Raw genomic sequence first — 20430 nt, 5'->3', positions numbered from 1 at the left:
TACATGCGAAAGTCACATCCTCAACCCTGAATGGGCGGCCGAGGCGTTAAGATTTGTTGCGCCGCAGCTCTGACACGCAAAATGGTGCCTCGATTGATTGCCTTGCCATATGAATGCAGTTACGCAAGAAATGGCCTTGTCGGGTGCGTCTGCGCAAGCTGGTGGGAACCCACTGCGGAGGCTAGCGTTCATGGCCGATCAACGGCATCTCACCGCTCATTTGTGCGAGCGCACTGAAAAAACAGCTGCTGCTTTGAAAGCCAACGATGATGACGGCCGAGCCGCCAAGCCGCGGTCCTGTTTGACTTGCCCGCGGCTTCTGGCGGGAGACTGCGTCGGTCGCATCGCGGCCACGCGCGACACAAAGGATCGATAGCCGCGTAACCGCATTTTAGCGAACCGTGTCAGCCGCCATCCCGCGGCAAACTCAGATACCATCAAAGTCGACCATCGACCCGAACATACCGTAAAGTTGCATTTCTGCGACTTGCGCGCGTCCTTCAGTCGCGCTAGCTCCCCAACTGGTTGTGTAAGCCAGAAGGGCGTCCTTCCGGCTCACTTGTTTCTCAACTGTTGTCCAAAGCCACAGTTTGCGAGGAATGCCATTGCCGAGGACGATAAAAATGCCCAAACGGCCCGTCAGCGTTCTGGTCATGACGGACGATAAGAACACGCGTCGAGGCCTTATGGACCTGTTTGCAGACGCGCGGTTTCGAGCCTCCTGTAGCAATGACGTACTGGCGATGCAGACCCTTCTCAATTGCCGCCATTTTGACCTGCTGATCCTCGATGCAAAACTCCGATGCAGGGAGTGTTGTGCGCTTTGCCATCTGGTGAGAACAATCAGCAATCTTGTGATCGTGCTGGTGGTCGAGAGCCACGACGACCCGGTCATCCTTGTTGGCCTAAATGCGGGCGCCGATGCCTACGTGCTTCGCAACGACCGGCCGATTGATATGCTGGCACGCCTGCAATGCGTCCTCCGGCGTGCCATGGGAACGCTTATTGTGCCCGTGGATATGCAGCCCATGCGTTTTGCCGGCTGGCGCGTCGATCCGCGCAATCGTCTGCTTCTGGATCCAAAAGGCACAACAGTTTCGCTAACGGCTGCCGAGTTCGACCTTCTTGTTGCCCTCGCGCGCAATGCGGGAACAGTGGTGTCCCGCAAGCAACTGTTGGCATCAACGTTTTTCGGGGTTGCGCGTCCAGTCGAGCGCAGCATCGATGTGCATATTGCCCGGCTGCGTGCCAAGATCGAGACTGATCCGAGGGCCCCGGCTTTGATCAAAACCGTCAGGCTTGGCGGCTACCTGCTCGCCGTACCCGTAGATCCCGAGCAATAACTCGATGACTGCTCATCATGGCTTCGCCGGTATGAGCGGCGCGTGAATGTTAAGTTTTATTGCGATCACAATACAAGAGGTTGCAGCAATTTCGCGTAGCACCTAAATCGTGTGTCGCAGCCTCGGCTCGTTTTTGTTTCGCCCGGGTTGGCAGTTCAGTTCTTGATGGGCGCAAATCCAAGCCTGATCCAAATTTCAGACCCTCGGATGCGACCCACCCCGTTTGTGCAGATTGAAACGGAGTCAGCATCCCATGAATGAACGTAGGATTTTTGAACGCCTGATTGATGTCTGTGAGGCCGCCACAAGTGACGAGGCACTCCGCGAGGCACTCATTCACCTGGCCCGATCGGCCGGGTTTGACTGCTATGCCTATTTCCATTCTCATCAAACGGACAACTACGCAATCAGCAATTATCCGATGGAGTGGCAAAGGCGCTATTTCTCGTGCGGCTATATGACAATCGATCCGGTCATCACCGCTGCAAAGCGTGGGACGAAAGCTTTTCGGTGGTCGCTCGACGCGGTGCGATCGCGTGCCTGCCCGCAGCTGCGACGCTTTTACACCGAGGCCGCCGATTTCGATCTGAAATCTGGACTATCCGTTTCCATCTCGACAGGTTTCGGTCGGATCGCAATCGTGACATTCGCGTCCTCCTCTCAGAAGTCGCCGGACGGTTTTCTTATGGGGGAGACGGCGGCACTGGCCACCACTGCAGCAGCCTACGTTCACGCAAGGATTGCCACCCGTGATCGACTTGGCGAGGGCCGTCACCTCTTCGACTTGAGTTGCGTTGAGACGGCATGTCTGCGTTGGTCAGCGGACGGTAAGACCTTCTCTGAGATCGCCGAAATACTGGGCATAAAATATGGGACCGTGCGGTTTCATGTGGACTCTGCAAAGTTGAAGCTCGGCGTCTACAAGCTTTCGCAGGCGACGGCGGCCGCTGCTCGCAATCTTCTGATATGACGACGTTGGGCGCGTTAGCGGAAGGCCCCGGGGAAAACGATGTCCTGGTCGACAAGGACATTGAAACGGTAGCCCGGGCGAATACGAAGCGTCGGCTGGACGTCGAGGTTCTTGCCGATCGTTCGTTCTGCCATGCGCCCGAAGGTTTCCGAAAAACTGCGCCGTACAGCATCAGAAGCGCTGTCGCGCCGATGTTCGGTCCTATCCTGGGGCATTGACATATCCATGCCCGCGCCAATCATTGCGATCAACGCCGCCGATCCGAACGTGCGCAGCAGGTGCCGATCAACCTTGTCCCTGAAACCTCCATTGCCCGCGGCATCTGTTCCGGCCATGCCCCCGATCTGCAAGGTCGAACCGTTCGGAAAGATGAGGTCGGTCCAAACCACCAGGACGCGCGACTGCCCGAACGTAACATCCGAATCATAACGGCCGAACAGCCGAGCGCCCTGCGGTATGAGGAGATGGCGACCCGTGGCACTGTCAAAGACTGGCTGGCTGACCTGAGCACTGATGCGTCCGGGCAGGTCCGAGACTATGCCGGTTATCAAAGTGGCGGGTATGACCGATCCGCGCTTGAGCTCGTAGGGAGATTGGGCGGGAACGACCTGGTTTGGCAGGTAACCGAGTTCCTTTATGTCGGCGTTGAGGAACGCCTGCTTTGAAGACTGACGATTGCGATCATCTCCGATTGCCGCGTCCAGGGCTGCCGAATAGAGATCCTTCGCGCTGCTACCTGCGGCGTTGCCTGCCGCAAGGTCTGTTCCTTGCTCAAACTGCTGCGAGGATCGCTGTGCGATGTCGACAGTGAGTGGAGAATCGAACGCAGCCTGATGTGCCTGTAGACGGGCCATTTCGTGTCTCTGGCGTTCGCGCAACCGCTGTTGCCTGTGCTCGCGGGCAAGTCGCTGTAACCAGTCTTGCTCGGTCTCGCGTTCGACTTCCGGCCTCATGTCCGCGCCGGCCTTATGTCGTGCAACCATTCCTTCATCGGACTGCGCGATTTCGGGGGATTGAAGCGGCGGCGCTTGAGCCGGCAGCATTACCGCTGGCTCGCCGATGATCCCATCGCTGATGCCCTTCTTGAGTTGCTCGGCATACGACGAGGCTGATCCGTCGGAGGCGCCCTCGATGCCGACGTTGCCGATTTTGGAAAGACCGCGCGAAGAAAGTCCGTAGAAAATCACCGCCAGGAAGGTCACCAACAGAACGGCAATGACAACAAGCGGTAATCGGTTGACGCGCTGCACACCAGCAGGCTCTCTCGACGTCAGTTGAAGTGATTGGACCATCAGAATTTACCCTTCAACCGAACGCGAGATAGCAATTGGGCTTGAGGGACGAGCGCCGGTAAGAGATACCTCGTAGGTCCGGCTCAACGTGGTTTGTGGCGTCATGAGACGCACGAGTAGGGTGCTTTCGAAGCGATAGATGTCGTAAGTGATCGGTACCGCGTTTTTCCGCTCACTGAGCGTGCCGGTAACGGCAAGGAACTTAAAACCCCAGGGACGCAAAGCGGTCTCAATTGCGACGGCACGATCGCTCCCGTTTTCTGCGACGTAGTAGATATCCGTTGGCTTGGTGCCGAACGCGTCGACAAGGTGGCGGGCCATATCGCCGGCAATTGCGCTTTGAGCAGCGCTTGAAATCTCTTGCTTTTCCGATCGTACAAGGGCGGGGTCAGGCGTTTGCTGGCACGCGCTGAGGCTAGCGATGGCCATGGTGAGGTGGATTAACGAGCGCATCGGCTTACCTTCCCCTTGCAATGGTGATCTTCTCCTGCCGCCAGCCGACGCCGGAGACGAGAACGGCGCGCTCGATGTTGAAGTCGACGACCATCGTGGCGTCCTTCATCCTGTAGTTGACCAACCTGTCTGTGCCTCCAGAAATGACAAAAAGAACCGGTGCATCCATCCCCCGGATGGATTTTGGGAACTGGACGTAGGTTTTCTGGCCGTCCGAATAGACCCGTGTCGGTTTCCAGGATGCACGGCCCCGGATCGAGTAGGCAAAATCCAGCCTCTCTGATGCCTGCCCGCCTGATCCGGCATCGAGCCTTGCATTTATGTCGGCAAGTCGGCCCGTCATATCCAATGGATACTCGAACCCGACGCGCGCCATGTACTGGGTAGGATGGGATTTCAGCTGGATGTGATAGGTCCGGCGCGAGGTGGTGACGACCATAGAGGTCGTGAGGCCGGATTCCGACGGTTTGACGACGAGATGGATTGCCTGGCCGTTGGCCGCCCCCGACGTTGCTGGTTCGATCTTCCACCGGACCGTATCACCGACGAGAACGTCTCGCACGACCTCGCCCGACTGCAGTTCGATGTCGCAGACCTGGAGTGGCGAGCAGACGACTGAAGGCTGGGTTTCGCCGTAAAGGAAAACGACCTTCCCGTCAGGCCCGTTCGTGATTACCCCACTAGAACCGCGCCATTTCTGAGACAGCAAGGAGGCCTTCGCCTCCTTGGCGTTCAATGTCTCGGCGCCCGCTGTCGTGGCTGTGAGGATCCCCACAAGCGTGACTGCTATCATGCGTGCTTGGTCCAAGTTTTCCTCCCGGTGATATTTAGAGCTGCGCCGTCCAATCAAGATCCTTGAGGTAGAGACCAATCGGATTGAGGCGGATGACGTTTTCGTCCTGCGGCGCGGTTAAGGTTACCGTTGCTATTGCCCGAAACCGCCTGGATCCGGTCTCCTTGCCTTTGCGGTCGCGCTCGAACTCCGTCCAATCTATCTGGTAGGTCTGGTTCGACAACGCGACGATGTTGTTGACCTCAACGGCGACTGTTGCGCGCCTGGCATGCTCGAAGGGTGAATTGCCGCGGAACCAGGCATTGACCTTCTCCGTTGCAGGATCAGCGGTGCGTAGCAGCGCATAGGTCCGATCTATATATTGCTTCTGCACAACCGCATCGGGGGTTACCGACCGGAAGCTGGATATAAAGCTGCCGAGTGTCGCCCGCACCACGCGAGCGTCGGCGTAAGCGATCTGTTCAGGAAAGCCCGCGTTTACCGACGTTCCGAGTTTGTCTACCTCGACAATGTAGGGAACGAGTTTCACCTCGGTGCTCTGGTAGAGCGCATATCCAAAGCCGATCGTTGCCATGACCAGACTGGTGACCCCGATCACCCGCCAGGCGATTGCCGAACGCACATAGGAGCCGTAGCGCTCGTTCCACTCCTGGCGTGCGGCGAGATAAGGGTTCTCGGGGTCATGCCTCAATACCATCGACCGATTTCCTTTTCGCTTTCAATTCGGCTTTGCTGCCGGACGCGTTGCGGGTTGGGATGTACCAGGCGCCTGATCGAGCTTGGCGTTGGCAAGGCCCATCAGGGATGCCGCATGAGCACCCGGTGCGCCGATGGCCTTATCCCTTGCGGCAGATGCGGCAGCGCTCGTCGACGTCGCGAGTGCTGATCCAACGCCTCGAAGGATCGAGGCCGTTGCCGAGCTACCAGAAGCATGAGCCGATCTTGCTGCCGCAAGTCCCTTGGCTGCCCCGCCCGCAGCAAGGAAGCCTCCTCCGAGGGCAAAGGACGCGACCTGCCCGCCGTGGCGGACGGCTTCCATCCCGCCGGTCACGGAGGCTCCCTGGACCACACCCTGCAGGATGTTGGGCACGTAAATTGCAATGATGAAGACAACCACCGAGATGCCGGCGATCGCAAGCGTCGTGATGAACTGGTCGGACTGGGAGACAGGCGCATTTGCAAGTCCGAGCAAAACATCCGATCCGATCCGCGCGATCATCACCAGCGCCATCAGCTTCAGGCCGACGCTGAAGGCATAGACGAGATAGCGGACTGCAAAATCCTTTGTGTAGGAGGATCCTCCAAGTCCGAGCATGATCATGCCCGCCATAAGGCCCACATACATCTCGACCATCACGGAGACGAAGATCGCAGCCACCAACGAAAAGGCGACGACGACCACGACCATTGCAAACACCCCGGCGATCGCCAACGCGTTGTCTTCGAAAAGCCCAAACTGGACTTGCGTCGACATCTTGGATGCCACTTGAATACCGGCATCAAAGATTGCAGCAGGAGATGCGGACCCGCCCTGTGCTCCAAGCTGAAAAAGGCTATCGACGATTGCCTTTGCGAAATCAGGTCCCTGTTCGAGCGCGAAGGCGAACAGACCGATGAAAAGGACGCGCCTAGTAAGTTCGGCAAACCAGCTATCGAGTGACGCTGTCTGTAGCGCCAGCCAGATCGCCGCAACCGCAACCTCGATACCAGCCAGGATCCAAAACAGTGAGCGGGCAGCCGCCATGACCGTCTCCTGCCAGCCGCGGGCGGCCGTCACCACCTGGTTCTCGAGCTCGGTCAGAACACGACCTTGTTGAGCCAAAGCACCGTCACAGGTCACGCATAGGATGAGGTAAATGAGAACAGTCACACCCGCTCGGCAGTTGCATATCCGTTCCATCATGGATCCATCTCCAAGTCAGGAGGAACCTCGCGTTGGATTTGGCCCGAGAAGGCAGCCCAGCGTTCTGTGGCGTGCGCCCGGTTGACGCCAGGGCGCCAGACGGTTTTCGCCACCGTCAACGCCGACGCCGACGCGGAAACGATCCTAAGTCGGCTCACCAGCGCGGCTCCATTTTTTGGCCGGGCGGGATGCCATTGATCGGGGCGTTGAAGAAGCGCTCGCGTCTCGCCTGGGCGAGATCCCTGTCGGTGCGGCTCGTCTGGTACCATGTCGCCGTCATCGTCATCTGCTGAGAGACGAGCCCTCTGAGCTTTTGCATTTGGGCGACCTGTTCGGCCGCTATTTGATGGCCGACCTGGATTGCCTTCATCTGACCGTCGGACGTTTCGGAAAGGTCGCGCAGCGACCGCATCGTTGCCTCTTCGTCGTCGAACTGCTTCGACGTCAGGCTTGCTGCCCTCAAGGTGCCGGCGAATGTCTCGCGGTTCGTGTCCGACCAGCTCTGATAGGTTGAGGAAAAGGTCTCTCCCTCCGGGAGCTCACTTTGGAACTGTGCGTAGCTCTTGAAGCGTTGCCGAAGAACGTCGTCCGCGTTGCCCATCGAAAAGGCGATGGCCTGTCCGCCGGTTACGACCTTCTGGAGTGCGCCAAGGTCGGCCGCAACATCACCCCACACGTGCTTTGGTAGCTGAGCGGTATTTTGCAGCATGTTATCGTAGATCCTCAACTGGTTCTGGATCTGCTCGGCAAGCTGTGTGATCTGCTTGATCTGATTTTCGATTTGGACGCCCGATTTCTGTAGAAGATTGATCAGCTCCGCATTATTGGCGAGCTGCGTCCATTCCGTTGCGGCTCCCGTAGCGCTTCCAGCCGACGCAATCGTTGGATCAGCCGCCGGAATCGCACACATGACGATCAGCCGTATCGTCCTGCCGCGGATCAATTCGCGCATCGTGCAAACCTCTCATCTTGAGCCAGTGGTTGGGCCAGTCCGCACCGTATTCAATGTGAAGGGCGCGCACGGATTTCAGGTCTTGCCTGCTTGAGGCGCCTGTGAACGAAAGGGTGAGTGGGCCAAGCGCCATTTCGAACAGCCGCCGTCCCTCTGGAGATGTGACATAATATTCGCGTTTGGGAGCGGCATTGGCGATGATGCCGATCTGCCGTTCATTGAAGCCGATGCGCTCGTAGAACTCGCGTGCGCCGGGGTGGCGCGCAGCTCCGTTGGCAAGGCATATCTTGGTGGGGCAACTTTCCAAAAGGATGTCGATGATCCCTGAGCGCTCGGCGTCAGAAATTGACTGGGTCGCGAGCACCACGGCGCAATTGGTCTTGCGCAGCACCTTGAGCCATTCGCGGATACGGTCGCGAAAGAGCGGGTGCCCGAGCATCAGCCAGGCTTCGTCTATAATGATCAGGCTTGGTGCACCCGAAAGCTGCTTTTCGATCCGGCGAAATAGATGAGTAAGGACGGGAACCAGCCCGTTCTCTCCCATGGTCATCAGCCGTTCTACCTCAAATGTCTGGAAGGAGCCGAGCGACAATGCATCGGTCTCAGCGTCCAATAGATGTCCGAGAGGCCCGTCGATTGTGTAGTATCTCAAGGCATCCTTGATCGCCCTCAACTGCACCCCGCTGACGAAATCAGAGAGACTGCGGCCCGGTGCCTTGGCCATGAGCTCGATCTGTCTCGCAATCGCGTTTCGCTGCTCCGGCGATATCGTCACCCCCTGGAGGCCGCAGACCATTTCGATCCATTGGCAGGCCCAGGCACGATCCTCTTCCCCTTCCAACTCGAAAAGGGGGCAAAATGACAGGTTGGTCTGGCCTTCGTCGGCGCCGACGTCGTAGTGACCTCCGCCAACGGCGAGCGTCAACGGCAGCATCGACCCCCCCTTGTCGAAGACGAAGACCCGCGCTCCCTGGTACCGTCGGAACTGGGCCGCGATCAGTGCGAGCAATGTCGACTTCCCCGATCCCGTCGGCCCGAAGATCAATGTATGGCCGACATCGTCGACGTGCAGGTTCAGGCGAAACGGCGTGGATCCTGACGCGACCTGCATCAGAGGTGGAGAGGAGGAAGGAAAGTAGGGGCATGGTGCTGCAGGGTTGCCTGCCCAGACTGTATTTAAGGGCAACAGATCAGCAAGGTTGCGTGTGTTGATAAGCGGTTCGCGCACGTTGGAATACCAGTTCCCCGGCAGGCTGCCGAGATAAGCATCCGTCGCATTCAGCGTTTCAAGACGCGCGCCGAAACCCTCTGCCTGAACAATACGCCTCACCGTTTCGGCTTTTTCCCTCAGGCGATCTTCATCCTCGTCGAACAGGACGATCACCGGGGTGTAGTAGCCGTAGGCGACGAGTTCGGAAGACGCTTCACTGATGGCGTCCTCGACTTCAGCGACCATGGCCAGCGCATCCTGGTCGATCGAATGACTGTCGGTCTTGAACAACTGGTCGAAGAACGGGCGCACTTTCTGAGCCCACTTCTTTCGCGCCCGCTCGAGCCGCTCTCGCGCTTCCTGCGGGTCGAGGAAAATGAAACGAGAGGACCAGCGATAGGATAGCGGCATCCGGTCGAGTGCGTTGAGTATTCCAGGCCAGCTTTCAGCCGGCAGCCCATCAATCGCGACGATCGCAACGCGCCGGTTGTCAACGACTGGGGTCAGGCCGTGTTGGAGCTCGGCCGTAGCCAGCCAGTCCAGATACATGGCGATCTCGGGGAGACGGACCGGGTGGTTTTCGCCTGAAATACAAAAGCGAATGAACTGGAAGAGTTCGTCGTAGCGTGCGGGGCGCGTACCGCCTTTGTCCACCGTCTCATGCGTTCTCATTCGGCGAATGGAAATGATGTTGGCGAGATACTGCTCAAGTTCGCGGATGCGCGCGCCGAAGAGTTGGAGTGCGCCATCGGCGTAGGATCTGTGCCGGCTCTTGTCATCGGCGTAGATGTAGCGGCTGAGGCCGTGTCGGCGCGGCTCATCTGGCCGCTGGGTCAGGATCAGTGCATGTCGACTTTCGAAATGTGACTGTCCACTCTCAAAGTGTGTCCGGCGTTCGGCGTCGATGGCTTTGGTTACGGGATCGGGGAAGTGCGAGCTGCCGACTGACGGATAGTCTGTCGCTTGCATGCGCACAGCTTCGACCTGGATCATCCAGCCCGAGCCAAGGCGCGACAGGACGGCATTGATCTGCCGTGAAATCTCGTTCCGTTCGAGATCGGTCGCACTGTCGCTGTCAGGTCCGGCGAAGTACCACCCCGCCATCAGCGACCCGTCTTTCAAAAGAATGACGCCGTTGTCGATAAGGGCTGCGTAAGGAACCAGATCGGCAAAGGAAGGTGCTCGGTTTCTGAAGGGGCGCAGAGTGGCCATCATCGTTCCTCAAAGACCACGCCAAGGGGTCGACGTTGGCCGATACGTCCGGCGAAAGGATATATGGCGCAGATAGACCCGACGCATGGCGGGATCGATCCTTGCCATCCACCGCAAGGCGCCGATCGTTATGGTCCAGGCTGCAAACCCGATGATTGCCGAATAGAGTGTCAGCACAACGAAGATCAGGATTACCGCTCCAAGCCCGGCAATCAGCACGAGTTCCCTGTCAGCTCCAATAAGCAGGTTGGGTCGCGACAGTGCACGGTGGATACGGTTTCTGGCGAGCTGACAAATGGGTTCATGCATTTGCCTGCCCTCCACCGCAATATGTGTGGAGGTTGGGCAGTTCGACACCGCCGGCAATCGTTGCGCCAGTCGCTCCAAAGAGGCCGACGATTTGGGTGGCGCCAAGCAGGATGCCGGCGACGAGGACGAGGTACATCAACCGCCTGGCGAAGTCGTTCAGCTCGCCGCCGAAAATCAGCATTCCACCGGCCACAGCAACGGCTGCAAGCGCAATGAAACCGGCGACCGGACCGGTGATCGATTGCTGGATCTGCTCGAGCGGCCCTTCCCAGGGAAGGCCGCCGCCAGATCCGGCGTGCGCAGGTACGATAGTTGCGGCAAAGATCAGGAGCGACCAACCAATCCCAGGCAGGCGTCTGTCATGCTGCATGGCGCTTCTCTCCGTCGTCTGAGGTGAACTGATAGGCCGTACCGTCATGGCCGACGACATTCAGGAGTTCCGCGACCCGACGGCCGGTCGGCACACGCTCAATCTGGACCACGAGGTCGACGGCATCGCCGATAACGGCATGCATCGATTGCTGGCTGACTTCGGCCGTCAGTTGTTCAAGACGCCTCAAGGCAGCGCGCGCCGAGTTGGCGTGAACGGTCGCTATCCCTCCAGGATGTCCGGTGTTCCATGCCTTGAGCAGAGAAAGCGCTGCGCCGTCACGGACCTCTCCGACGATGATCCGATCGGGTCTGAGCCGCATCGTGCTCTTGAGCAAGCGGGCCAAATCAACGTCGTCGGTGGAGCGAAGCGCAATTGCGTTTTCCGAAACGATACGCAGTTCTGCAGTGTCTTCGAGCACGACCAACCGGTCCGCCGGCGCGTGCCTTGCGATTTCGGCGATCAACGCGTTTGCAAGCGTAGTTTTGCCGGATCCGGTGCCCCCGGAGACGACGATGTTGCGCCTTGCCTTCACAGCGTGCGTTAGAACCGACGCCTGCCGCGCGGTCATGACGCCCGCTGCCACGTAATCTTCGAGTGGTATCAGCCTGACTGCCTTCTTCCTGATCGAAAACGAGGGGGCAGCCACGACCGGCGGCAGCAGTCCTTCAAATCGGTGGCCGCCGATTGGCAGTTCGCCGGAGACAATTGGGCTTTGCTCATCGACTTCACGACCAATTGCGTGCGCGACACTGCCAATGACGATCTCGACGGCGATGCGGTCCATTCTCCCAAGCGGGACAACCGTCTCGCCGAGGCGTTCAACATAAAGCCGCCCATCCGGGTTCATCATGATCTCGACGACGGTTGGTTCTTCCAGCGCTCGGCAGATCACCTCGCCGAGCGCATCCTTGAGTTTGCGCTCAAGGCGGTTACGGGAACGCTCCGCGATCATGTCCGCACACGTGCCCGCAGGGTCATGGGAGGGGTGAATTCGGAGATATATCCGGGTGGGCGCAGGCGCTCGAAGATCTCTTGTGTAGCAGGCAGAATGCCCGCGACGGCAAGTGTCTGGCCGACAAGGCAAGGATCGCCGAGCCGATCAAGTGGCCACCCTGCCCTTTTGAGAATTCGCTCGACCATAACGTCAGTTGCAGTGACGATCTCGCCAAAGCCGTTGATCACGCACCACTCGACGATACCGGCAAACATGCAACGAGTGATTTCGTGGATCGTCCCGTTCCCTGGCCGGCAAGCAGCTGTATCCACACAAAAGCGGGAGCTCTCGACCATCCGGCATTCGCGGGTAAGAGCGTGATTACCCAGGAGCTTTGAAAAGACCGTCGTGACCATCATCGGCCCACTCGCCGGCAGCAGACGCGTGCAGGCGACGACGTTGTCCTCCTCGTCAAAGGCAATCACGTAGGCTGGGCGAAGGTCGTCGAAGGCATCTCGTTCCCGGCCGTTCGTGATGGTGACGTTCCAGCCCAGACGTTCGCAGAAGACACGGGCTCGCAGTTGGAACATCTGATCTAGATAGGTGTCCGACCCGATGTCTCCGATCTTGATCGCTGTAATCCTGGCCACCTGTTTTCCTCCTTGCCTCTTGGTCTTGCAGGAGTGAGGCAGAACGATCGCTGGTTCTAGTCGCAGAAATGCAGCAAGGATTTTTGTCGAATCGGACGCCGGATGTCGCCGACAAGAGGAGATGTTGCCGATGCCTCTCTCGTCATCCCCAACCTTTAATGCCGGCTCTACTGCAGAAATGTTGGCAATTGGCTTGGCGACGTCCGCGCAAACATCGAGATTGGTTAGCAAAAGCAGTGTTGTAGTGATGGATGCGTTCTATTTCCCCCTCCCATCGTTAACCTTCTGTTAACTCTAATGTTCTGGACGCCTGGAGAGAATCGTGTTCTAGCTTTTGGCGGGCAATGGCCGGTAAACCGGTCGTAGGCCGACAAGAGGGACACATGGCGATAGCACAACGAGCAGAGACGATTGGTTCGACAAAGGAAGATGCAGGCAGCAAAATTGCGCGCCATGCTGGTCTTTTATCGGGTCAGTTACAGCAGCTCAGAACCCGTATGTATCCGCCGAAGTCTGAAAAGACGCTTCGTCAGTTCCTGACGAATGAAGTCTCCAAGCTCACATCTATTCCAGATTCCACGTTGAAGCTGATGTCCAGCGAAGGGCGCGGGCCCGTTCCGAGCCGGTTGGAGAATAACCATCGCGTCTATACTCTCCAGCAGATCAACGAATTGCGCGAACTATTTGCCCAGCAAAAACCGACCGAGGCACTTCGTTTTCTTCCTCGACGTCGGCCAGGTGAACATCTCCAGGTTCTCGCTATTGCCAATTTCAAAGGTGGAAGCGCCAAGACGACTACGGCTGTGCATCTTGCGCATCACCTGGCTCTCCACGGCTATCGTGTTCTCGCGCTCGATCTCGATCCGCAGGCCTCGCTCTCCGCGCTCTTCGGGGCCCAGCCGGAGATGGATGTTGGAGCCAACGAAACGATCTACGCAGCGTTGCGCTACGATGACTCCGAAAGGCGTCCAATTCGCGATATCATTCGCAAGACATACTTCGACGGCGTCGACTTGATCCCCGGAAATCTGGAGGTCATGGAGTATGAGCACGAGACACCTCGCATCCTCGCCAGCAAGTCGGGTTCGGGAGCTATATTCTTCGAGCGTCTCAAGCTTGCGCTGGCAGAAGTCGAGAACGACTACGATGTCGTCATTCTCGATACGCCTCCGTCTCTGGGATTTCTCACTCTTAGCGCGATCTACGCAGCAACAAGCATGATCATCACCGTCCATCCGGCCATGTTGGATGTGGCTTCGATGAGCCAGTTTCTGTTGATGATGGGAGATCTTATCAGCGTGCTGAACGAAAGTGGCGCGCAACTCGATCAGGATTTTATCCGGTATCTTATAACGCGGCATGACCCCAACGATGGACCGCAGTCGCAGGTTGTTGCCATGCTCCGTCACCTGTTCGGTTCCGACGTGCTCCTTCCGACGGCAATCGAGAGCACCGCGGTCGAGGCCGCAGGTCTTGCGAAGCGGTCGATTTATGAGCTTGAGATGGGTCAGATTGGGCGTGACACGCACAAACGCGCACGTGAAGCTGTTGAAGCGGTCAATGAAGCAATCATACGTCTCATCAATTCAAGTTGGGGGCGTGAATGAGCAAGTCACCCCGTAAATCGATCGTCGCCAACTTTGGCCTTTTGTCGGCCGAACTCGAAAACGACCAGGCGTCTGCGTTGGAGAGCCCCTCCCCTGCTCCCGTCGCGCGCGTCGGCGCTGGCGTTATCGGTGCGGCCCATCGCGCAATTGACGACATTAGGGCTGAACGGGATCGCTTGCGGGCGATTTTCGAGGCCGGTGGGGGGGCGATCCTGGAACTGGATCCGAATTCTATTGATCCCTCGCCTTATCCGGATCGACTTCCTGACGACGATGCCGGCGAGTTCGAAGTCTTTAAGCGGTCTATCGAGAACGAAGGGCAAAAGGTTCCTATCCAGGTGCGGCGGCATCCGTCTTCAGCCGACCGATACCAGATAGTATTCGGCCATCGGCGTTGGCGGGCCGCCCGAGAGCTCGGCACACCGGTACGGGCCCTTCAGGTTGACATTTCCGACCTCGATTTGGTGGTGGCACAGGGGATCGAGAATGCAAGCCGCCAGGACCTCACCTGGATTGAGCGTGCTCTCTTTGCCTCCCGTATGGATGATGCAGGCATAAAGCCACGGGATATCTACGCCGCACTATCGATCGAAGATGCCGAGCTAGCTCGGATGAGGAGCGTCTATCGGGCTATTCCAACGGATATCATCGAGGCCATCGGGCGCGCACCAAAGGTAGGTAGACCGCGCTGGATGGAGCTGGCCAAGACGATCCTCAACGAACCAGATGCACTTGAAGCAGCCCGGATTGAGTTGGCGAAAGTGACCGGACCTTCTGACCAGCGGTTTCAGCGCATTTCTAATGTCGTCAAGCCGGTGGTCGCGCGACAATCCGAGGTGACGCCAATTTCCAACGGCCTTGGAACACGAGTGGGCGCTTATCGGCGGTCGCCCAAAGAGGTGCGCATCTCAGCCGAGGGTGCCCTTGGGGCCGAATTCATAAGATATGTCGAGGAACAGTTGCCGGCGCTGGCCGAGCAGTTCACTCGTCAACGGAAGAGCAGTGAAACCTGACAGCTGTCAGGTTTCCGTATGAAGCCGACGAAAGGAACTGAAGCAAAAGAAAAAGGCCCCCAAACGTTGCCGTCGTGGAAGCCTCTCTCTCTGTGTGACAACTAGAGAATCGCATTTCCCCGAATCCCAGTCAAGAGTCTTTGGCACCGTAAATTTGGTGAGCGGATTTCTTTTGCCTTTTGAGAGGTAGAGGAAATGCAGGTTGGAAGTGTGACGACGCCGTTCGGGCGGCGGCCGATGACGCTTGCCTTGGTAAAGAGGCAGTTCACCACCGCTGAAATCAGTCCGGGCAAATCAGCAGAGAAGTGGAAGGTTTTCCGGGATGCCTCGGAAGCCAGGATATTGCTTGGCATCCAGGATCGGGCGCTCGCAGTTCTCGATGCCCTGTTGACGTTCTATCCGCAGGCCGAGTTGTCTCACGATAAGGCTATGATTGTCTTCCCATCGAACGCACAGCTTTCTGTCCGCGCGCATGGGATTGCTGGTGCAACACTGCGGCGTCAATTGGCAGCTCTGGTCAACGCCGGCCTGATCAACCGCAAGGACAGCGCCAACGGGAAGCGCTACGCTCGCAAGGATCGAGAGGGAGATATCGAGGAAGCCTACGGTTTCGATCTGTCGCCTTTGCTCGCACGGGCCGACGAACTCGCTCAAATGGCACAGCAGGTGGCTGCCGATCGTGCGCAGTTCCGTCGGACCAAGGAAACGCTCACGGTGTGCCGCCGAGATGTTCGAAAGCTCATCTCAGCTGCGATGGAGGAGGGTGTTTCAGGCGACTGGGCAGCGATAGAGGCGATTTATGTTCAACTGGTCGGCCGCATTCCCCGCACGCCTCTTATGAGCGACCTGCTGGCGATCCTCGAAGAGATGGAGATGCTGCGGGCTGAGATCCTCAATCGGTTGGAAATGCTGGTAGTTTCTGAAAAAATGAGCAGCAATGCCGCTCCAGATGAGCGTCACATACAGAATTCAAATACCGAAACCATCAATGAACTTGAACCTAGCTCTAGAACCGAGCTGGGGGCGAAACCTGAGGTCAAACCGGAGCCGAAGCGCGAGCCGATAAAGGCGTTTCCATTGGGCATGGTGTTGCAGGCCTGCCCTGAGATCGCGATGTACGGGCCGGGCGGAGTGATTTCGAGCTGGCGCGAGCTTATGGCTGCGGCCGTCGTGGTGCGATCGATGCTCGGGGTCAGTCCGAGTGCCTATCAGGATGCCTGCGACGCGATGGGGCCGGAGAATGCAGCGGCGACGATGGCGTGCATCTTGGAGCGTGCAGCGCACATCAATTCGGCTGGCGGCTATCTCAGGAACCTGACGACCAAAGCGCAGCGAGGTGAGTTTTCGCTCGGGCCGGTGTTGATGGCGTTGTTGCGAGCAAACGGGGTTGCAGCGCGAGCCGTCGGGTAGTGTATTGCAGAGCTCTACTGGAGGGACTTCTGCGGGGATTCGAACTCAAGCCTTGGGCGCCCTCTGCCCGAGGTTGGATCAGGAGGGACGAGGAAAACTCAGCTTGAGCTTCTCTCGCTCTGGTCGTGCATCGTGGCGGCTACGCTCAGGTAATATCGGGTGTGGCGCCGTTCACCGGTTCGCACGAGCGCGCCTTTTTCCACGAGGTCGTGAAGATCGCGAGTGGCTGTCGCTCGCGAGGTCTGTGTGATCGAGATGTAGTTCTCGGCACTCAAACCGCCCCGAAATCCCGAAGGGCCTTCTCGGAACATACCAGCGATCGCCTTTGCCTGCCGTTCGTTAAATTGTCCGCGGAACTGATCATAGAATTGCGCCTTGGCGAGGTAAAAGGCGACGCGCTTCAAGGTATTCTGTTGAGCCTCCAGGATGGTGCGTGCGAAATAGATCAGCCATTCAGTGATATCCAACGTGCGCTGATTTTTTTCCAACTGGCTGTAGTAGTCCTTTCGGGCACGCTCGATTGTGAATGCGAGTGCGATCAGACTTGGTTGTCCGATATTCTGCGCAAGTGATTTTTCGGCAATCGCTCGCCCGAGCCGGCCGTTGCCGTCCTCGAAGGGGTGGATCCTCTCAAAATAGATATGACCGATACCGGCTCGCGTCAAAGCAGGAAGCGGTGTCTCACCGTGAGTTGCCGATTTGTTGAACCAATCGACGTAGGCGGTCATCTGCTCAGGTACTCGTGGTGACGGCGGAGCTTCAAAGTGGACTATCGGTTTGTCGAGGCGACCGGATACGATCTGCATGGCATCTTGGTGCGTTCGGTAAGCACCAATCGTTCCGAGGTGACGGTTTCCAGTCATCAACATTTTATGCCATCGAAAGAGGGTCTCATGATCCAGTGGCCGAGACCAGGTGCCGTAGACGTCGGCAGGCTCTGCCAATAGCTCAGCCGAAATTGTCGTCCATAAGGGGCTTTGACAGTCGACAAAACCTTCACCCCGACGATGTGTGCAAAATTGACGTCGGCGACGCCTCGGCAATGGACCACAGCTCCCTTCCCTCATCGGCGCAGAGCGGTTGGGCGGCTGAGGGGGAAGTGGACAAAGGCCAGCACTTTCATCCTCGTCATGTCGGCGGCGTGCCTGGTAATCCATCCCCAAACGAAAGAATTTCTGGGAAGAATATACGGCATGTGCGCGTGAAGCCACGGTCTGATGGAACTCCGGAAAGTGATAGAAGTTTCCCTTCGACGGCATTTCGGTGATTGCCATCGGCGTCGATTAGAAGGCTATTGCGCTGTGGACCGTACCTGTCGCGACCAATGCCAAAGGTGCCCCTTCCCTCACCGATCGGGTGTTTGTGCTTGTTCGCCTATTGTATGATTCCGATCGCGACGCGCATCACCCATCACGGCGGCGGCGGTGCGGCCCAATCGACCGCCGCTATGTTCGACTGGTCGAAATACACAAACTTCGAATGTGGGCTAAAACAACCGGGGCACGCAGCGGCTGAGTTGACGCGCAAACATCTCCGGCGTTGCGACCGCTTCCGTGGCAATCTCGCCAAGGCGTCTTGGTTTCAAAAGTCCCTCCCCTGCCCCGCCCGGGGAATCAAAACCCAGCGCCGTTCTCAAATCTGCCCCACGAAGTAACCGGGGCGCATTTGGTGGCGACCTTTCGCGGCCGCGATGTAAGACCTGTGCATAAGCGGGCGATATGCGCCGTCGGCGATGGGTCAAGGATTCCGCCTTGGGCGCAAATCAGATTCGCTTCGGTCATGCCGAAGAAGCGCCTCCACTCACCCGAGCACGCCGACCCGCTATCCAGCTGATCCAGGCTCCGGGAAGGGATCTTCGTGATGTCGCGCCTAGTTCATCAGCATCGCCAGATGCCGCGAGACTGCTCCCATTTCGATGACCGAACACCGCCGTGCTTCCGCGATTCAACGTCTGTGCAAGGGACCGCATATGGAGCTTTTGCCTCTCTCATCAGCGCCGCCCCCAAATCTGCCCCAGGTACCATGTCTTACTAGACGTTGGGCCTTTTAGGATTGAGTTAACTATCTGGAAAAAAATGCCTTACCAGCGATAACAGAAGTTAACTTGACATTCAATTCGGGCACTTTGGTAAAGGGTCAGCTGGGGGCGCAGACTTGCGGCGCGCAGAATTGTCGATCGTCGACCGATTCCTGCGTCGTCCCGCTCCCGATGATTTCAGAGCGGACCCACCAGCCATCGTCCTGCGGGGCGACGCAGCGTTGCTGTTGTGCTGAGCCGCGCACCAGTCGCCGTGATTCATCCATACCGTGCCGTGGTTCCTTCAGGACGCGGCGGATCTCGCAGAATACGTTGATCATCACGTCGATCTGTTCATCGAGGCCGATTTGCTCTTCGAAGGACAAAGTCGTCGTGGGCCCATATCAAGCGGGGGTCGTCACGATGTAATCGACCGAACTGGAGGGCATGGACCGAATAGCATGAAGGCAATCGTCGACATGATTGGTGGAGCGGCCATCGAGGATGGGTGGGTCACGAAGCTCATTGTGTCGCAATGCGGAACAAAGACCGCCCGGTGTCAGTTGGTCCCTGAACTAGGAGCCCAAGATGAACACGATACCGACTGAACCAATCCCCAACCCACCGCCAGAAGTCCCGTCCGGTCTGCCGCCGGACATGCCGCAGCCGCCGATAGAGGAGCCGGAGCCCGATCTCCTTCCCGACGAGGCTCCCAATCCGAACCCGGATGAAAACGACAAGCCGCCGAAGTACATGGGCCCCAAGGACCCGAAACGGCCCGTGGAAGTTTTTCCCCGGGAAACACCTGATACGTTGCCCGAGCCAGAGCGGCCCATCGAGGAGCCCGGGCCGGACGACGTGCCGGCAGAGGCGCCTGACATCACGCCTGTGCCAGGAGAGGAAATTCCGGCGAAGATGGGTGGTTGAGCTGCCAGCCTGGCAATCGCTCGTGGAACAGAAGGGCAGATATCCATTTATCAAGTGCCAATCCCAAGGAGGATGCGACGATCACCATCTGGGAGGCGAATATCGAGGTAACGATCAATGATCGTTTTGACGTCATCAGGAGCGCCCGGAAGGCGGTTGCATGCCTCATGAAATTGTGGTCCAACACGAAGTGCGCGAGTGACGCTACGGCGCGGAAGGCCTGCCTGGATGCTGCAAACGGAACTGCCCCTAACGCGGAAGTGAGAGCGGCGATTGAAGCAGCAGCGAAGGATGCCGGCATCCTGCGAAAGTGTTGATGCTGTCCGGGCTGAGTAAAGTAATCGCCACAAGTCTGCGCGGCCTTATTTCTTTTGTGGACCCGGTTCATGCTCTCCTTGATGCGGAAGATCATCGAACTGGATTTCTTCGCGAAGGAGGTCTATTTCGACGCGCGATTGCCAGCAGCGCAGTTCCGTCCACTCTGCGGGCGATGCGACGTGTGTGCCAAGCTGGCGGCAGCCAGTTGCCGATGTAGAAGCTTGCCCTTTGGGCTGAGCTGAGTGAGGTCGAGCCTCGACGCCTTTTACCAATGATCGCCGCACCTCAAAGGGCAAGCGAGTGAAGCCCGCTTCTGAAATCACCAGCGTTGGATTTGCCGGTTGGATGGGGTGATACCGCATTGGTGCTTTCGGCTCGAACCTCAAATCTGTTTGGAAGGACGAGATCGTTGGTGCTCGCGTTATGCCGCGGCACCCTTTGCCCTCCCCTCGCCCAGCGCCAAGAACTTGCGGTGATCATACGAACGGTGCGCAGGTCACGGTTGTGCTGCGATGCGGCTCCCGCCAGCGGCCGTATGGAGAGAAAAACCCTGACAGCTGTCAGGGTTTCGCAGGAAGCCGCGGGCGCGTTTCATGTAGTGCCCCACTTGGAATGATCTGTTGCCTGACAGCTTTATTTGGGCGCAACGTCCGGTGATTAGGACGAGCTGGAAGCGTCAGTCCACGCCGAAAACCCTGACAGCTGTCAGGGTTTGCCGCCAGTTCTTAGTGACTCGCGCGCCAT

At 58.0% G+C, this 20430-nt stretch carries 19 protein-coding genes and 1 pseudogene; 7 read left to right on the top strand and 13 right to left on the bottom strand.

All coding sequences use genetic code 11. From position 1 onward, the window contains the following. The first annotated feature begins 623 nt into the window (after positions 1–623). The gene (locus LPJGGPFB_RS25195) at positions 624–1343 is read left to right on the top strand and encodes a response regulator transcription factor (protein WP_173422663.1); all 720 of its coding nucleotides are present in this window, start codon (positions 624–626) and stop codon (positions 1341–1343) included. 253 nt (positions 1344–1596) lie between these two features. Further along, positions 1597–2313: an autoinducer binding domain-containing protein gene (locus LPJGGPFB_RS25190; RefSeq protein ID WP_173422662.1), complete on the top strand. Its 717-nt coding sequence runs from the start codon at positions 1597–1599 to the stop codon at positions 2311–2313. A gap of 14 nt (positions 2314–2327) precedes the next feature. Here LPJGGPFB_RS25190 and trbI read toward each other — a convergent pair whose 3' ends face one another. From trbI to traI, 11 genes are all read right to left on the bottom strand, one after another. Further along, a complete protein-coding gene (gene trbI, locus LPJGGPFB_RS25185; RefSeq protein WP_173422661.1) occupies positions 2328–3605 on the bottom strand; it encodes an IncP-type conjugal transfer protein TrbI in 1278 nt (425 codons plus the stop codon). Between the two features lie 6 nt (positions 3606–3611). Beyond that, the gene (locus tag LPJGGPFB_RS25180) at positions 3612–4058 is read right to left on the bottom strand and encodes a hypothetical protein (RefSeq protein ID WP_173422660.1); all 447 of its coding nucleotides are present in this window, start codon (positions 4056–4058) and stop codon (positions 3612–3614) included. Positions 4059–4062: 4 nt separating this feature from the next. After that, complete coding sequence (gene trbG / locus LPJGGPFB_RS25175) at positions 4063–4851, bottom strand: P-type conjugative transfer protein TrbG (protein ID WP_173422920.1); 789 nt, start codon at positions 4849–4851, stop codon at positions 4063–4065. Positions 4852–4885: 34 nt separating this feature from the next. Continuing rightward, the gene (locus LPJGGPFB_RS25170) at positions 4886–5548 is read right to left on the bottom strand and encodes a conjugal transfer protein TrbF (RefSeq protein ID WP_173422659.1); all 663 of its coding nucleotides are present in this window, start codon (positions 5546–5548) and stop codon (positions 4886–4888) included. A 21-nt stretch (positions 5549–5569) separates the two neighbouring features. Next, positions 5570–6751, bottom strand: a complete 1182-nt coding sequence (gene trbL / locus LPJGGPFB_RS25165) for a P-type conjugative transfer protein TrbL (protein ID WP_427858495.1) — start codon at positions 6749–6751, stop codon at positions 5570–5572. A 157-nt stretch (positions 6752–6908) separates the two neighbouring features. After that, positions 6909–7664 (bottom strand): P-type conjugative transfer protein TrbJ, encoded by a 756-nt coding sequence (trbJ, locus tag LPJGGPFB_RS25160; RefSeq protein ID WP_234903080.1) that lies wholly within the window; start codon positions 7662–7664, stop codon positions 6909–6911. Then, positions 7642–10128 (bottom strand): conjugal transfer protein TrbE, encoded by a 2487-nt coding sequence (locus tag LPJGGPFB_RS25155; RefSeq protein ID WP_173422656.1) that lies wholly within the window; start codon positions 10126–10128, stop codon positions 7642–7644. Before LPJGGPFB_RS25155 ends, trbJ begins: the two co-directional genes overlap by 23 nt. 9 nt (positions 10129–10137) lie before the next feature. Next, positions 10138–10437: a conjugal transfer protein TrbD gene (locus LPJGGPFB_RS25150; RefSeq protein ID WP_173422655.1), complete on the bottom strand. Its 300-nt coding sequence runs from the start codon at positions 10435–10437 to the stop codon at positions 10138–10140. Beyond that, positions 10430–10807 (bottom strand): TrbC/VirB2 family protein, encoded by a 378-nt coding sequence (locus tag LPJGGPFB_RS25145; protein ID WP_173422654.1) that lies wholly within the window; start codon positions 10805–10807, stop codon positions 10430–10432. Before LPJGGPFB_RS25145 ends, LPJGGPFB_RS25150 begins: the two co-directional genes overlap by 8 nt. Then, positions 10797–11762 carry a P-type conjugative transfer ATPase TrbB gene (gene trbB / locus LPJGGPFB_RS25140; RefSeq protein WP_173422653.1) on the bottom strand — a complete coding sequence of 322 codons (966 nt, stop codon included), beginning with the start codon at positions 11760–11762 and terminating at the stop codon, positions 10797–10799. The genes LPJGGPFB_RS25145 and trbB overlap by 11 nt, the downstream gene beginning before the upstream one ends. After that, complete coding sequence (gene traI, locus LPJGGPFB_RS25135; RefSeq protein ID WP_345791071.1) at positions 11759–12394, bottom strand: acyl-homoserine-lactone synthase; 636 nt, start codon at positions 12392–12394, stop codon at positions 11759–11761. The genes trbB and traI overlap by 4 nt, the downstream gene beginning before the upstream one ends. Positions 12395–12777: 383 nt before the next feature. Here traI and repA point away from each other — a divergent pair, with 383 nt between their 5' ends. The 3 genes from repA to repC all read left to right on the top strand — a co-directional run bounded on the left by repA (position 12778) and on the right by repC (position 16424). Next, entirely contained in the window at positions 12778–14001 is a 1224-nt protein-coding gene (gene repA / locus LPJGGPFB_RS25130) for a plasmid partitioning protein RepA (RefSeq protein WP_234903036.1), read from the top strand. Next, positions 13998–15014 carry a plasmid partitioning protein RepB gene (gene repB, locus LPJGGPFB_RS25125; RefSeq protein WP_173422651.1) on the top strand — a complete coding sequence of 339 codons (1017 nt, stop codon included), beginning with the start codon at positions 13998–14000 and terminating at the stop codon, positions 15012–15014. Before repA ends, repB begins: the two co-directional genes overlap by 4 nt. A gap of 195 nt (positions 15015–15209) precedes the next feature. After that, positions 15210–16424 carry a plasmid replication protein RepC gene (repC, locus tag LPJGGPFB_RS25120; protein WP_173422650.1) on the top strand — a complete coding sequence of 405 codons (1215 nt, stop codon included), beginning with the start codon at positions 15210–15212 and terminating at the stop codon, positions 16422–16424. Positions 16425–16522: 98 nt separating this feature from the next. Here repC and LPJGGPFB_RS25115 read toward each other — a convergent pair. Together LPJGGPFB_RS25115 and LPJGGPFB_RS25110 are read right to left on the bottom strand one after the other, a co-directional pair. Further along, positions 16523–17353, bottom strand: a pseudogene (locus LPJGGPFB_RS25115) (Fic family protein); the annotation flags it as partial. Between the two features lie 1207 nt (positions 17354–18560). Further along, positions 18561–18827, bottom strand: coding sequence for a hypothetical protein (locus LPJGGPFB_RS25110; RefSeq protein WP_173422649.1), 267 nt, complete (start codon positions 18825–18827; stop codon positions 18561–18563). A gap of 202 nt (positions 18828–19029) precedes the next feature. On the opposite strand from LPJGGPFB_RS25110, the gene LPJGGPFB_RS25105 reads away from it, so the two are divergent. Together LPJGGPFB_RS25105 and LPJGGPFB_RS25100 are read left to right on the top strand one after the other, a co-directional pair. Further along, the gene (locus LPJGGPFB_RS25105; protein WP_173422307.1) at positions 19030–19368 is read left to right on the top strand and encodes a hypothetical protein; all 339 of its coding nucleotides are present in this window, start codon (positions 19030–19032) and stop codon (positions 19366–19368) included. Further along, positions 19365–19685 carry a DUF982 domain-containing protein gene (locus LPJGGPFB_RS25100; protein ID WP_210264599.1) on the top strand — a complete coding sequence of 107 codons (321 nt, stop codon included), beginning with the start codon at positions 19365–19367 and terminating at the stop codon, positions 19683–19685. Before LPJGGPFB_RS25105 ends, LPJGGPFB_RS25100 begins: the two co-directional genes overlap by 4 nt. The last annotated feature ends 745 nt before the right edge of the window (positions 19686–20430 follow it).

Source organism: Ensifer adhaerens (assembly GCF_013283195.1).
In the GTDB taxonomy this organism is placed as follows: Bacteria; Pseudomonadota; Alphaproteobacteria; order Rhizobiales; family Rhizobiaceae; genus Ensifer; species Ensifer adhaerens_G.
This window is presented reverse-complemented; position numbering and strand designations above follow the sequence as displayed.